This is a genomic window from Heyndrickxia sp. MSNUG (assembly GCF_049532715.1).
Classification (GTDB): Bacteria; Bacillota; Bacilli; order Bacillales; family Cytobacillaceae; genus Mesobacillus.
Genome location: NZ_CP150978.1, coordinates 3343662 through 3358301 on the forward strand (window position 1 = coordinate 3343662; position 14640 = coordinate 3358301).

11 protein-coding genes and 1 pseudogene are annotated in these 14640 nt (G+C 41.8%); 2 read left to right on the plus strand and 10 right to left on the minus strand.

Translation table 11 applies throughout. From position 1 onward, the window contains the following. Positions 1 to 7 precede the first annotated feature (7 nt). Positions 8 to 181 (minus strand): 30S ribosomal protein S21, encoded by a 174-nt coding sequence (gene rpsU / locus AABM38_RS16890; protein ID WP_015595024.1) that lies wholly within the window; start codon positions 179 to 181, stop codon positions 8 to 10. A 208-nt stretch (positions 182 to 389) separates the two neighbouring features. Here rpsU and AABM38_RS16895 point away from each other — a divergent pair, with 208 nt between their 5' ends. After that, complete coding sequence (locus AABM38_RS16895; protein ID WP_423407445.1) at positions 390 to 1319, plus strand: Na/Pi symporter; 930 nt, start codon at positions 390 to 392, stop codon at positions 1317 to 1319. 149 nt (positions 1320 to 1468) lie between these two features. On the opposite strand, the gene mtaB is transcribed toward AABM38_RS16895, so the two are convergent. The 9 genes and pseudogenes from mtaB to lepA form a co-directional block, all read right to left on the minus strand. Next, a complete protein-coding gene (mtaB, locus tag AABM38_RS16900; protein ID WP_423407446.1) occupies positions 1469 to 2821 on the minus strand; it encodes a tRNA (N(6)-L-threonylcarbamoyladenosine(37)-C(2))-methylthiotransferase MtaB in 1353 nt (450 codons plus the stop codon). 5 nt (positions 2822 to 2826) lie between these two features. Next, a complete protein-coding gene (locus AABM38_RS16905) occupies positions 2827 to 3576 on the minus strand; it encodes a 16S rRNA (uracil(1498)-N(3))-methyltransferase (RefSeq protein ID WP_423407447.1) in 750 nt (249 codons plus the stop codon). Between the two features lie 94 nt (positions 3577 to 3670). Beyond that, positions 3671 to 4609 carry a 50S ribosomal protein L11 methyltransferase gene (gene prmA, locus AABM38_RS16910; RefSeq protein ID WP_423407448.1) on the minus strand — a complete coding sequence of 313 codons (939 nt, stop codon included), beginning with the start codon at positions 4607 to 4609 and terminating at the stop codon, positions 3671 to 3673. Positions 4610 to 4628: 19 nt separating this feature from the next. Next, positions 4629 to 5759, minus strand: coding sequence for a molecular chaperone DnaJ (gene dnaJ, locus AABM38_RS16915; RefSeq protein ID WP_423407449.1), 1131 nt, complete (start codon positions 5757 to 5759; stop codon positions 4629 to 4631). Between the two features lie 178 nt (positions 5760 to 5937). Continuing rightward, on the minus strand, positions 5938 to 7767 hold the full coding sequence (dnaK, locus tag AABM38_RS16920) for a molecular chaperone DnaK (protein ID WP_423407450.1): 1830 nt from the start codon (positions 7765 to 7767) through the stop codon (positions 5938 to 5940). A gap of 35 nt (positions 7768 to 7802) precedes the next feature. Next, positions 7803 to 8384 carry a nucleotide exchange factor GrpE gene (gene grpE / locus AABM38_RS16925; RefSeq protein WP_423407451.1) on the minus strand — a complete coding sequence of 194 codons (582 nt, stop codon included), beginning with the start codon at positions 8382 to 8384 and terminating at the stop codon, positions 7803 to 7805. A gap of 169 nt (positions 8385 to 8553) precedes the next feature. Then, positions 8554 to 9585 (minus strand): heat-inducible transcriptional repressor HrcA, encoded by a 1032-nt coding sequence (gene hrcA / locus AABM38_RS16930; protein WP_423410780.1) that lies wholly within the window; start codon positions 9583 to 9585, stop codon positions 8554 to 8556. Positions 9586 to 9661: 76 nt separating this feature from the next. Then, positions 9662 to 10800, minus strand: a pseudogene (gene hemW / locus AABM38_RS16935) (radical SAM family heme chaperone HemW). A 108-nt stretch (positions 10801 to 10908) separates the two neighbouring features. Beyond that, complete coding sequence (lepA, locus tag AABM38_RS16940; protein WP_423407452.1) at positions 10909 to 12744, minus strand: translation elongation factor 4; 1836 nt, start codon at positions 12742 to 12744, stop codon at positions 10909 to 10911. Positions 12745 to 13036: 292 nt separating this feature from the next. On the opposite strand from lepA, the gene AABM38_RS16945 reads away from it, so the two are divergent. Continuing rightward, positions 13037 to 13900 carry a nuclease-related domain-containing protein gene (locus tag AABM38_RS16945; protein WP_423407453.1) on the plus strand — a complete coding sequence of 288 codons (864 nt, stop codon included), beginning with the start codon at positions 13037 to 13039 and terminating at the stop codon, positions 13898 to 13900. Positions 13901 to 14640 lie beyond the last annotated feature (740 nt).

A 14640-nucleotide genomic window follows, 5' to 3' on the forward strand; every position in this document is an offset into this window, starting at 1 on the left:
CCCTCTCTTAGAACTTGCGTTTTCTAGCAGCTTCAGACTTTTTCTTACGCTTTACACTAGGTTTTTCGTAGAATTCGCGCTTTCTAGCTTCTTGGATAGTACCTGATTTAGATACAGTACGTTTGAAGCGTCGAAGAGCATCTTCAAGCGATTCGTTTTTACGAACGACAGTTTTAGACATTCTCTTTCCCTCCCTCCGAGCACAACACACTAACACCAAAACACATGGAAACCATGTACCTTGCAATTATAATATAACAGCGCCATGAGGTCAACTGTAATTAGCCCATGTTTTAAATAATATGCATATGTTGAATTTTATCCTTCAGGAAAATTTATATGCATGTCCAGCATCGCCCTTCATACATATTATTGAAAGGGTGAATGTGATGGTCTATCTATTATTTTTTCTTTTGTTCCTGGGTATTTTTCTAAGCGGAATGATGTTATTAAGAAAAGGGCTTTTTCAGCTTTCGGCAAGCAGGATGAAGAACTGGCTCTCAGTCATGACCGATACTCCTTTAAAGGGACTCATTGCCGGAACAGTTGTTACAGCTCTTTTGCACAGCAGTTCCGCAGTAATGGTAATCACCATTGGGCTGATCTCAGCTGGTTTGCTTAAATTTTCACAATCAATAGGAATCATTCTCGGTTCAAACATCGGGACAACATTTACACTAGAGCTAATAACTTTCAATATAGATGGATTCATTGTTCCATTAGCTATTATCGGTGCCGTGCTGCTTGTTACAAAAAATAGTACATGGAAAAATTTTGGCGCGATTTCCTTTGGGATTGCAGCAGTATTTGCTGCCATGCGTGGCTTCACGTTCCTGGCAGACCCAGTGACAAGTATCCCGATCGTGGAAAGTGCTCTCGGGAACCTAAACACTAGTCATGTGATCAGTATTCTAACCGGCACGATTGTCACTGGGCTGATTCAATCCAGCACCGCAATGACAGGTATCATCATGGGCTTCCTTACAGAAGGAACGCTAAATATGGATTCAGCCATCGCAGCCATGCTAGGCGCAAATATAGGAACATGCATTACCGCCTTGCTTGCTTCGATCGGAGCCGGCAGAGAAGCAAGGCTGACTGCCTATGCCCATGTCTGGCTGAATGTTGCAGGCGCAGCTGCCTTTTATCCGTTCATTGATCAGCTAGCTGGCCTTGTCCCCCTCACCGCCCAACGCGCTGAGGTCCAGCTTGCACATGTAAGTGTAATATATAATGTCATTGCTTCAATGCTGGTTCTTCCTTTCGCTGAAAAATTCGGCAGAATGGTCGAGTTTGTACATGGAAAACGGATTAATTAGTATTAAAAGCTTGTCAATTTGAAAAATAAATTTAAGCATTTCCTCGATAGCCTTCTTATATTAATCGAGGATAGCGGAAAGCACTAACAATTAATTGCTGTTTTTAGACAATAAAAAAAAGAGCTGGCATTTTCGCCAGCTCATTTTTATTAAACTGCAGCCTCTTCAACTACATTTTCATCCTCTAAAACACGGATAAATTGTCCTTCATTGAATGGATATCCTGCTTTTATTATCTTAACCTTCACAATTTTACCGACCATGTCTTCAGCAGCAGGGAAAACTACTTTGAGGTAGTTATCTGTATAGCCCACATATAAACCACTATCAGGGGCATCCTTGTAAATCTCTTCAGGAATTACTTCTAATACCTCATTCTCAAACTGAGAAGCATATTCCTTCGCCAGCTGGTCTGAAAGCTGGATTAATTGGTGTACACGTTCGTTTTTAACATCCTCATCCACCTGGTCTTCCATTCTCGCAGCAGGAGTTCCCGTACGTTTTGAATATGGGAAAACATGAAGTTCTGAAAACTGATGCTTCTTAATGAAATTATACGTTTCCATGAATTCTTCTTCTGTTTCTCCCGGGAAGCCGACGATGATATCAGAAGTTACTGCAAGCCCCGGCAATACTTCTTTTAAACGGTCGAGGCGCTCTCCGAAGAATTCCATCGTATATTTTCTGCGCATTCTCTTTAATACTGTATCAGAACCAGACTGAAGCGGGATATGCAGATGACGTACAACAATATTGGACTGGTCAATTACTTCAATTACTTCATCAGTAATCTGGCTGGCTTCAATTGAAGAAATACGAAGACGCTTTAAGCCGCTAACCTGTGCTTCTAAGTCTCTAAGAAGAGCTGCAAGGTTATAATCTTTCATATCTTCTCCATAGCCGCCTGTATGGATGCCTGTAAGGACGATTTCCTTATAGCCAGCATCTACTAACTGCTGAGCCTGGCGGATAACTTCCTGTGGATCACGTGATCTCATAAGGCCGCGTGCCCATGGGATAATACAGAAGGTACAGAAATTGTTGCAGCCTTCCTGAATCTTTAATGAAGCTCTTGTACGGTCCGTAAACGCTGGAACATCCAACTCTTCATATACGCGGTTCTTCATGATATTCCGGACAGCGTTAATTGGCTGTCGCTCCTGCTTGTACTGTTCAATATACTCCAGCATTTTTACACGGTCCTGTGTTCCGACAACGATATCAACTCCAGGAATCGCCATGATTTCTGCAGGAGATGTTTGTGCATAGCAGCCGGTTACACAAATAACACCATCAGGGTTTTTCCTCACAGCTCGACGAATGACCTGGCGGCTTTTCTTGTCTCCAGTATTTGTTACTGTACATGTATTAATAATATAAACATCAGAGATTGCTTCAAATTCTACTCTCTCATATCCTTGTTCTTTAAATAACTGCCAAATGGCTTCTGTTTCGTAATGATTAACCTTACAACCTAATGTATGAAACGCAACTGTAGGCATTATTTTCACCCCAATAATTCAAAATGATAAGAAACAGCAGAAAGTGCATATAATGGTGCTGTTTCTGTACGCAAGATGCGCGGTCCAAGACCACAGGATACAAAGCCGTTTGCAGCCAGATTGGAAACCTCCTGAGAGGTTAATCCGCCTTCCGGACCAAATACGATCAGGAGGCTCTCGCCTGCCTGCATTTTCTTTAGGGTTGAAGCAAGGGCTGATGTTTCTCCCTCCCTTGCTTCCTCCTCATAGGCAATAAGCTTATGCTTATACTTGCTGCTGGCATTAATAAGTTCTTTGACACTAAGCGGTTCTGTTACATTGGGAACTCTGCTGCGATGCGACTGTTCTGCAGCTTCCTTGGCAATCTTTTGCCACCGTTCAATCTTTTTGGCAGCTTTCTTGCCATCCCATTTGACAACCGAGCGGGATGCAGTGAAGGGGACAAATTCATAGGCACCAAGTTCTGTGCCCTTCTGGATTATCAATTCGAGCTTATCCCCTTTAGGCAGACCGCTCGCGATAACAACATTGACCGGCAGCTCGGAGGTCCCTTCTTCCCATTTTACAACGTTTGCCACAACCATTTCATCGGTAATTTCTGCAATAAGGCAAATCGCGCTTTTTCCCTCTGGCAAAACACAAATAATTAGATCCCCAGCCTTCATTCTCATGACACGTACAATGTGATGATAATCATCGCCACTAATAATGAATTGATCCTTGCTTCCCTGTCTATCAATAAAATAACGCTGCACCACAGCACCTGCTTTCCAATCGAAATGAAGCTGGATATCTTTTCCTAAAAAAAGACAGAAAAAAGGGGCATTACTTGTTCCCCTTTTCCCTAGATTATTTCTTTTTGCCTATGATTGCAACCCAGTCTTCCATTGCAATAATTTCTTCAATCTCAAAACCAGCGTTGATCATCGCATCCTTAACAACTTCTTTTTTCTGCTGAATGATTCCAGAGGTAATGAAATAACCGCCATTTTTCACAATTTTGCCGGCATCATCCGCAAACCTGAGGATCACTTCAGCGAGAATATTCGCGACAACTATGTCTGCACCATCTGCTACACCATCTAGAAGGTTGTTTTGGGACACTGTTGCAACTCCCTGAACTTTGTTTAGTTTAATGTTCAGTTTCGCCACCTGAACTGCTACATCATCAAGATCCATCGCTTCGACTTTTGAAGCACCAAGCTTTGCAGCCGCAATACTAAGGACTCCAGAACCAGTACCGACGTCTACAACCCGGTCATCTTGTTTAACGGTTCTTTCCAGTGCCTGGATGCACATAACTGTTGTCGGGTGTGTGCCTGTTCCGAAAGCCATTCCAGGATCAAGTTCAATGATCAGTTCATCTGTATTTACTGGAGTATAGTCCTCCCAGGTAGGAACAATCGTGAACTTTTCGGAAATTTTCACCGGATTGTAATATTTCTTCCAGGCAGTTGCCCATTCTTCCTCATTTACTTCACTGATTGAAACCTTGTTCATTCCGATATCGATATTGTAGATAATCAGGTTATTAATTGCTTCTTTGATTTCATCAACTGTTTCTCCAAGAAAACTATTCACAGGGAGATAAGCTTTGATGATGACACCTTCTTCAGGATAATCGTCTGGATTAAGTTGGTATATTTCGCCGAACTGGTCCTCTCTTTCCTTCACAAGCTCAAGTGGATCTTCAATCACTACACCACTTGCGCCTGCCTCGTGCAGAATATTTGAAATCGGCTCAACCGCTTCATTCGTTGTCAAAATGCTGATTTCAGACCATTTCATTTACACCAGCTCCATTCAATTAATCACCTTTAAAGGCTCTTTTTACTTTTGAGAAAAAGCTTTCTTCATGCTCCCCAATCGGCGATTGGCCGCTGACTTCCGCAAATTCCCTCAATAGCTGTTTTTGCTTCTCTGACAGCTTTGTAGGTGTAACAATACGGACAAGAACATGCTGGTCACCTGTACCATATCCACGGACATTTGGGACTCCCTTGCCTTTTAAGCGGAATTTAGTCCCAGTTTGAGTGCCTGAAGGGATTTTCAGTTTTACCTTGCCATGCAGTGTAGGCACCTCAACTTCGTCACCTAATGCTGCCTGGACAAATGTAATCGGCATTTCACAATAGATATCATCGCCGTCACGTTCAAAGAATTCATGGGATCTGATGTGGAAAACAATATAAAGATCACCAGAAGGTCCGCCGTTAATACCAGCTTCACCTTTTCCGGCAACTCTTAACTGCTGGCCATCATCGACACCTGCAGGAATTTTTACATGGATTTTGTTTCGTCTTGTCACTTTTCCTGTACCGGAACATGTTGCACATTTTTCCTTGATTTCTTTGCCGGTACCATTGCAATAATGGCAGACACGTCGATTGACGATACGACCGAACGGTGTGTTTTGTTCAACGTTCAGCTGGCCGCTTCCGTGGCAATGTTTACAAGTATCCACTTTTGTGCCCGGCTTTGCTCCTGACCCGTCACATGTATCACATGTTTCTTCTCGAGGGATTTCAATATCCGTTTCCTTGCCGAATACAGCCTCTTCAAACTTAAGCGTCATTGTATATTGAAGGTCAGCACCCTGCCTAGGCGCATTGGGATCACGACGTCTGCCGCCGCCTCCTCCTCCGCCAAAGAAAGAATTAAAGATATCTTCAAATCCTCCAAAGCCGCCCCCAAAGTCTCCCCCGCCAAAGCCCTGGTTAGGATCAACATGGCCAAACTGATCATATTGGGCACGCTTTTGGTCGTCGCTCAGCACTTCATATGCTTCTTTAACTTCTTTGAATTTTTCGTCTGCTCCCGGCTCTTTGTTGATGTCCGGATGGAATTGTTTAGAAAGCTTTCGATAAGCCTTCTTTAGTTCATCCTTAGTAGCCGATTTGCTGACACCAAGGACTTCATAGTAATCCCGTTTGCTCATGATTACCACTCCCGAATCTTTTCACATAAAGATAATTCTAACATTCCCGTATATTCAAGTGCAATATTTAAAAACATCTATTATGCGTTATTTTAGTAGTCATAGTTCTTTGTCGTCGCTATAAACAAAAAGCCAAAGCCAAGTATGACCTGACTTTGACTTTTTGTGTGTTAATTGATTATTTATCGTCATTTACTTCTTCAAATTCTGCATCAACGATGTTGTCGTCTTTAGGTCCGTCTTGTCCAGGTGCACCTTGTTGCGCCTGTGCTTGCTTAGCAGCTTCTTCATAAAGCTTCACGCTAAGGTTTTGGACGATTTCCTGCAATGCATCCTTCTTAGTGCGTATTTCTTCGATGTCGTTCTTCTCGATTGCTGCCTTCAGCTCATCTTTAGCATCGGTTGCACTCTTGACATCAGCATCGTCCACTTTTCCTTCAAGATCTTTTAAAGTCTTTTCAGCTGTGAATACTAGCTGGTCAGCCTCATTGCGAAGCTCAACTTCTTCTTTAAGCTTTTTGTCCGCTTCAGCATTTTCTTCAGCTTCTCTTACCATGCGATCGATTTCGTCGTCAGAAAGTCCAGTAGAAGACTTGATAGTGATTTGCTGTTCTTTGTTCGTACCAAGGTCCTTCGCGCGAACGTTAACGATTCCGTTTTTATCGATATCAAAAGTAACTTCAATCTGAGGAATTCCACGTGGAGCTGGCGGAATGTCAGTCAATTGGAAGCGGCCAAGAGTTTTATTGGCAGAAGCCATTGGACGCTCACCTTGAAGTACATGGATATCTACAGCAGTCTGGCTGTCTGCAGCTGTAGAGAACACCTGGGATTTAGATGTTGGAATTGTTGTGTTGCGGTCAATTAGCTTAGTGAATACGCCGCCCATTGTTTCGATTCCAAGTGAAAGCGGAGTAACATCCAGCAAGACTACATCCTTAACATCACCAGAGATTACACCGCCCTGAATTGCCGCACCCATTGCTACAACTTCATCAGGGTTAACGCCTTTGTGAGGCTCTTTTCCAGTTTCCTTTTTGATTGCTTCCTGAACAGCAGGAATACGAGTTGATCCGCCGACAAGGATTACTTTATCAAGTTCAGAAGGGTTCAATCCTGCATCTTTAAGCGCCTGGCGAGTTGGTCCCATTGTACGCTCTACCAATCCAGCAGAAAGCTCTTCAAATTTTGCACGAGTCATGTTCACTTCTAGGTGAAGCGGTCCTGCTTCTCCTGCTGTGATGAACGGAAGAGAAATCTGTGTAGAAGTTACACCAGATAGATCCTTCTTCGCTTTTTCAGCAGCATCCTTCAAGCGCTGAAGAGCCATTTTGTCTTTAGAAAGATCGATGCCATTTTCCTTCTTGAATTGCTCTACCAAATAGTCAATGATTACCTGGTCAAAGTCATCGCCGCCAAGACGATTGTCACCAGCAGTAGCTTTTACTTCAAACACACCATCGCCCAATTCAAGGATGGAAACGTCAAAAGTACCGCCGCCAAGGTCATAAACTAAGATTGTCTGATCTTCATCCATTTTGTCTAAACCATAGGCAAGTGCAGCTGCTGTTGGCTCGTTGATGATACGCTCAACTTCAAGACCAGCAATTCTTCCTGCATCCTTGGTTGCCTGACGTTCTGCATCATTGAAATATGCAGGTACTGTAATTACAGCTTTAGTTACAGGCTCACCAAGATAATCTTCAGCATAAGACTTCAAGTATTGAAGAATGACAGCTGATAATTCCTGAGGTGAGTATTCTTTCCCTTCAGCTTCAACTTTATGGTCTGTACCCATGTGACGCTTGATTGAAATAATTGTATTAGGATTTGTGATTGCCTGACGCTTAGCAACCTCACCTACCTGGCGCTCGCCATTTTTAAAAGCAATTACAGATGGTGTAGTTCTGTTTCCTTCTGGATTTGGAATAACCTTTGGCTCGCCGCCTTCAAGTACGGCCACACAAGAGTTAGTTGTTCCTAAGTCAATACCGATGATTTTACTCATATTTATTACCTCCTAGCTGAAATATGTAACCGCAATTATTGATTCACTTTTACCATTGCTGGACGAATTACGCGGTCCTTAAGCATATAGCCTTTTTGGAACTCTTCCACTACGATGTTAGAACCGTAATTTTCATCTTCAGCCTGCATTACGGCCTGGTGAAGATGTGGATCAAATTCTTTGCCAACAGCCTCGATTACTTCAACGCCCTCATTTTTAAGAGCATCCAGCAAGCTGCGGTAAACCATTTCGACTCCCTGCATAAGGGATTTTGCCTGTTCGTTATCTACTTCCATCTTCATTGCTCTATCAAAATTATCAATAGCTGGGAGCAGATCAGTGATTACGCTTTGTGCTCTATATTTAGCGCTCGCTTCAAGTTCAATCCTTGATCGGCGGCGGAAGTTATCAAAGTCAGCCTGCAGGCGCAGGTAACGGTTGTCAGCATCCTCAAGTTTCGCTTCCAATTCAGCAATTTTAACCTGAACTGGGTCTTGCTCCTGACCAGGAACCTCTTCAGTTTGTTCAGAAGCTTCATTTTCAGCAAAAACCTCTTCAACCGTCTCTTCTTCCAACTGGCTGTTCAACTCTTGCTCAGTGTTTCTTCCTTCTGTCACGTTAACTCACCTCCCTTAAAGATTGGCGGCTTAGCCGCTGATTTTTTCAGGCAATGCCCACAGTACATTATTTCAAAGAAAGTCCCAGAAGTACTCTGGGCTTCATCAGAAAACACATAACAATTCGGGATGGAACAGGCTGCTCCACCCTTAATCAATATTTCCATGCCTATTTATTTTGATACAGCTCCGTCAACACCTTTGATAGATCCGTGCTGATCAATTGGAGCAGGCTTATTACGCGTGAGTATTCCATCCTCGTTGGACCAAGCACAGCAATTGTACCTAGTTTTTCAGCCCCCATCGAATAGGTAGTTGTAATGAGGCTGCAATTTTCCATGGCGGAATTATCATTTTCAGTGCCGATCGTTATGTTGATTCCAGCAGGATTTTTCCTGATTAGCTGATATAGTCCATCCTCTTGCTCAATCATGTTCATAAGACTGCGGATTTTTTCTACATCATTGAATTCAGGCTGGCTCAGGATATTGGTCTTGCCTCCGAAAAACACCTTTTCGTGTGCAGGCATGTCCAAAGTATCGGTTATCGTATTCAGCAGCAAATCATAGCTGCTTATATGCTGACGCAGCAACACGGCAATTTCCTTATAAATCTTTGAGTTAAGATTTGTAAGGGGAACCCCTGCCAAGCGTTCATTTAGAATATTGACCATTTTCTCAACATCGGAAGGATCAACACTTGTTGGAAAATGGAACATCCTATTTTCCACATGTCCTGTATCGGTTACGATAATCGCGATTGCAGTATCCTTGTTCAACGGGACAATCTGGAGCTTTTTTAATTTATTGTCCTTTACAGCTGGTCCCAAGACAATCGAAGTATAATTGGTCATTTCAGAAAGGATTTTTGCTGATTTTTGAACAATCTTTTCAAGCTCGTAAATTCTTTCAGCAAAAATAGAATTAATCGCAGCCATATCTGAATGATTCAATTTTTGCGGCAGCAGAAGGTTATCAACATAATAACGATACCCTTTCTCCGAAGGAATTCGGCCTGAAGAAGTATGGGTTTTTTCAATGAAACCTAAATCCTCTAGATCTGCCATTTCATTTCGGATGGTAGCCGAACTGAAGGTTATTTCCTCTTTTTTCGACAAGCTCCTTGAACCTATCGGCTGAGCTGAACGAATAAAGTCATCAACAATCACCTGCAATATTAGCACCTGACGATCTGTTAACAACATCATCACCTCTGTTAGCACTCTATAAGAACGAGTGCTAATTCTAAAAATAATTTATCAATAAACGCTGAGGATGTCAATGATTTGATACCCCAATGAACGATTGAAAAACTTCGTTACCGAGCATCCGTCCCTGCCGAGTTAAGAAGATACGTTTATCATCCATTTTTAACAGTCCTTTTTCAGACCATTCATTGATTTGCTCAGCAAACAGTTGCATTGGATTTTCTTTGAATTTTTCCTGAAAATGTCGAATCGATACACCTTCTGTTTTCCTTAACCCCAGGAACATTTCCTCTTCTATCTTTTCCGCGCGAGTGACTTGGTGCGCATCCATGATTGGCAGTTCATCCTTCGAAAGCGGCTCCATATATTTTTTAAGCGGACCGTAGTTGGATTGCCTCATGCCATTTACATAGCTGTGTGCACCAGCGCCAAAGCCATAGTATTCTTCGTTATTCCAATATGTTAAATTATGCCTGCTTTCAAAACCAGGCACAGCAAAATTGCTGATCTCATATTGATGCAGACCATGAAGCTCCATCTGCTCCATCAGCGTTTCATACATTTCAGCTTCTGCATCTTCACCTGGAACAAGAAGCTTGCCCTTTTGCATCAGGTTATAAAAAACAGTTTTGGGCTCGATGATCAGGGAATAGCCTGAATAATGGACAAGTCCGAGACCTAGTGCTGTATGAATGGATTCTATGACGTCCTGCTTCGTCTGGCCTGGCAGGCTGTAAATAAGATCCACGCTGATGTTTTCAAATCCAACGGCTTTTGCATTGTCGATTGATTCAAAGACATCCTTTGCACGATGGCTCCTGCCAATTCTTTTAGGAGTTCATCGTTGAAGGTTTGTACCCCAAAGCTTAGTCGATTAACTCCAGCATCCTTCAAGATGGTCAGTTTTTCCTTTGATAGATCCCCAGGATTGGCTTCGAAGGTATATTCCGTATTTGTATCGATTCTAAGCTGATTTTGGATAGTCCCGACCAGTTTTTCGAGTTGCATCTCATTTAAGGCAGTCGGTGTCCCGCCACCTACAAACACCGTTTCAAGAACGCTTTGATCCCCTTTTACGGTAAGTTCCATTTCCTTTTCTAGCGATTGCAAATATTCATCAACAGGCTGCCCTTTCATAAATACCTTGTTAAAATCGCAATAATGGCAAATATGGTGGCAGAACGGGATATGAATGTATGCTGCTTTCATTTATCAATCACTTCCTAAGAGGCATTCGCCATGATTTCATGAATAACTATTGAAAAAAGAGGCTAGATACACTTGCATCCACAAGTACATCCAGCCTCCCTTGCTATTTTATTTCTTCGGAGTGGTATCGTCCATTTTCAGAACGGCCATGAAGGCTTCCTGAGGAACTTCAACAGAACCAACCTGCTTCATCCGTTTCTTACCTTCTTTTTGCTTATCAAGCAGCTTTCGTTTACGTGAGATATCCCCACCGTAACATTTAGCCAGTACGTTTTTGCGCATAGCTTTAATCGTTGAACGAGCCACGATTTTTTGACCGATTGCTGCCTGGATTGGAACCTCGAACTGCTGCCTGGGAATAAGATCCTTCAATTTTTCAACAATGATCTTCCCGCGTTCATATGCGAAATCATTATGAACGATGAAGCTCAAGGCATCTACTTTTTCAGCATTCAAAAGGATATCCATCTTAACAAGCTTAGATGGTTTATAGCCAATCAATTCATAGTCAAATGATGCATAGCCTTTCGTGCTTGATTTCAATTGGTCAAAGAAATCATAAACGATTTCGGATAACGGGATTTCATATACGATATTTACACGTGTTTCGTCCATGTATTGCATATCGATGAAAATGCCGCGTTTTTCCTGACAAAGCTCCATGATTGCACCGACATAATCATTAGGAGCCATCATTGTTGCTTTTACATAAGGCTCCTCAACGCGTGCAATCTTTTGAGGGTCCGGCATGTTTGATGGGTTATCCACCTTCACTTCAGAACCGTCCGTCATGATCACATCGTAAATTACACTTGGTGCCGTGGTGATAAGATCAATTTTAAATTCACGTTCGATCCGCTCCTGAATGATTTCCATATGAAGAAGTCCAAGGAATCCGCAACGGAAGCCAAATCCTAATGCCTGGGATGTTTCCGGCTCAAACTGCAGTGCTGAATCATTTAGTTCAAGTTTTTCAAGAGCTTCTCTTAAATCGTTGAATTTAGCACTATCAATTGGATACAAACCGCAATATACCATTGGATTCAAGCGGCGATAACCTGGAAGCGGTTCAGTTGCACCGTTCTTTGCATTGGTGATTGTATCACCGACACGCGTGTCGCCAACATTTTTAATAGCTGCTGTTAAAAATCCTACATCACCAACAGTCAATTCTGCTGAAGGAGTCGATTTTGGAGTAAACACTCCTACCTCTGTCACTTCAAATTCCTTGCCTGTCGCCATCATCTTGACTTTATCACCAACCTTGACCGTACCATCGACCACTCGAATATAAGCTACAACACCACGGTAAGCATCATATAGAGAGTCAAAAATCAAAGCTTTCAAAGGTGCATCGGGATCCCCTTCAGGAGCAGGAACCTTCTCAACGATTTGTTCAAGGATTTCTTCAATCCCAATTCCAGCTTTTGCAGACGCAAGAACAGCTTCAGAAGCATCCAAACCGATTACTTCTTCAATTTCATTTCGTACCCTCTCAGGATCTGCACTTGGTAAATCGATCTTATTGATAACCGGCACAATCTCCAGGTCATTATCGATGGCCAAGTATACGTTCGCCAATGTCTGAGCTTCGATTCCCTGTGCGGCGTCGACAACTAGTACAGCCCCTTCACATGCAGCCAGGCTTCGAGACACCTCATAAGTGAAGTCGACGTGCCCTGGAGTATCAATCAAATGGAAGGTGTAAACTTCTCCGTCTTTCGCCTTATATTTCAATTGCACTGAATTCAATTTAATTGTAATTCCGCGTTCACGCTCAAGCTCCATGGAATCTAAAAGCTGATCCTTCATCTCACGAGATGTCAACGCATTCGTTTTCTCTAGGATTCGGTCAGCCAATGTGGACTTACCATGGTCAATATGGGCGATAATCGAAAAATTTCGTATTTTACTTTGTCTTTTAAGTCTATCTTCTCTGTTCATTGCGTTTCACTCCTACTATACTCGCGCATGTACACTATTGTTGATTATATCAGCAGGAATATCAAGATTCAATGAAAAACGAAAAGTGCAGTCTTCATAAATATTGGATTAACCGAGATTTTTTAATCTTAGAAACAAGAAAATTGTATGGTTTACTTTCTAATATAAGGCAACGGGTTGTTTATGTACTAAAACGTTCACTGGATATTTATATACTTTTCAATAAAAATTGAAGTGAAAGGATGTGGATCATGTTTAAAAAGAATCGCTCAGAACCAGAAGATTAAGAGTCATGAAAGCATTGAATTATCGGATGGAATTGCCGGATAAGGACAAGCAATACTATTTAAATCTTCAAAAAGGATTCGAAGGTGAGGTTTTGTTTGATGAATATCTTCAAAGAATAGAAATTGAATCTTTTATTCTTAACGATTTACTATTTGAATTGAACCATTCACATTTTCAAATTGACTCACTGCTAATTTCACAGGACCACCTGCATCTATTCGAGGTGAAGAACTACGAAGGAGAGTTTTATTTTGAAGGTGAAAAATTCAAAAAGATTAACGGAGTCGAAATTAAAAATCCTATGCTTCAGTTAGATAGAAACGATTCTCTTTTCAGGCAACTAATGCATAGTTTCCATCTTAAAGTCCCCATTAGAGCGTACCTCATATTTATCAATCCTGAATTCACTTTATACCAGGCACCCCTCGACCGAAGAATCATACTGCCAACCAATCTAAACCGTCTAATCCAACAATTTGATACCCAGAAGTCGACTTTGAATAACCAACACGCCAGACTGTCTGAAAAATTACTATCAAACCATTTAACGAAATCCCCTTTCAGCAAAGTACCCGAGTACGATTATAACGAGCTGCGAAAAGGAGTGTTTTGCGAGTCATGCGGTACGGTTATGAAAGAATACCGTCCGGTAATAGTAACATGCCAAAAATGCGGAAAACATGAGAATACGAAAGACGCTCTATTACGAAGTATTGAGGAGTATAAGATCTTAAATCCAACTAAAAAGATATCTACGAATACAATCTATGAATGGTGCGGGGGTCTTTTTCCGAAGAAAATAATCAACCTCATATTGAAGGGAAATTTCATTGTATCAGGTTACGGACAATGGTCATATTATCAATAATTTATTTTTGTTTTCCCCAATGGTTGGCATTGGGGACTTTTTTTATTATCAAGGCTCACTTCAGGGCCATTGGCGAATTAATTTTCCGTAATTCAGGGCTTTTGGGGTGCAATAGAGTTAATTCGGGATCCTAATTTCCATTATCTTGCTTTTCCAGGCGCTAATAGGCTTCATTGGATATGCAAATTTCCATTATCTTGCTTTTCCAGGCGCCAATAGGCTTCATTGGATATCAAAATTTCCATTATCTTGCTTTTTCAGGCGCCAATAGGCTTCATTGGATATCAAATTTTCCATTATCTTGCTTTTTAAGGCGCCAATAGGCTTCATTGGATATCCGAATTTCCATTATCTTGCTTTTTCAGGCGCCAATAGGCTTCATTGGATATCCGAATTTCCATTATCTTGCTTTTTCAGGCGCCAATAGGCTTCATTGGATATCGAAATTTCCATAATATTGCTTTTTCGAGTGCCAATAGGGTTCATTGCATATCCATTTTTCCATAATATTGCTTTCCCAGGCGCCAACAGGCTTCATTGGAGACCTATTTGTCCATAATCTTTCTTTTCCAGGTGCCAATAGCCTATATTGGTGATTCGTTTTACCATAATCTTAATTTTCTAAGTGCCAACCGTCTTCATTGGTTATTTATTTTTCCATAATTTCACTTTCAAAGAAGCTAATCGGCTTTTTGGGTAACCTGTTTTGCTCCGCCACCGGTTTTTGAGGCGCCAATCTG

What these genes read in the sequence shown, in the direction of transcription:
- rpsU (WP_015595024.1), bottom strand. Translation starts at nt 181, where the DNA reads ATGTCTAAAACTGTCGTTCGTAAAAACGAATCGCTTGAAGATGCTCTT.
- AABM38_RS16895 (WP_423407445.1), top strand. Translation starts at nt 390, where the DNA reads ATGGTCTATCTATTATTTTTTCTTTTGTTCCTGGGTATTTTTCTAAGC.
- mtaB (WP_423407446.1), bottom strand. Translation starts at nt 2,821, where the DNA reads ATGCCTACAGTTGCGTTTCATACATTAGGTTGTAAGGTTAATCATTAC.
- prmA (WP_423407448.1), bottom strand. Translation starts at nt 4,609, where the DNA reads ATGAAATGGTCTGAAATCAGCATTTTGACAACGAATGAAGCGGTTGAG.
- dnaJ (WP_423407449.1), bottom strand. Translation starts at nt 5,759, where the DNA reads ATGAGCAAACGGGATTACTATGAAGTCCTTGGTGTCAGCAAATCGGCT.
- dnaK (WP_423407450.1), bottom strand. Translation starts at nt 7,767, where the DNA reads ATGAGTAAAATCATCGGTATTGACTTAGGAACAACTAACTCTTGTGTG.
- lepA (WP_423407452.1), bottom strand. Translation starts at nt 12,744, where the DNA reads ATGAACAGAGAAGATAGACTTAAAAGACAAAGTAAAATACGAAATTTT.
- AABM38_RS16945 (WP_423407453.1), top strand. Translation starts at nt 13,037, where the DNA reads ATGAAAGCATTGAATTATCGGATGGAATTGCCGGATAAGGACAAGCAA.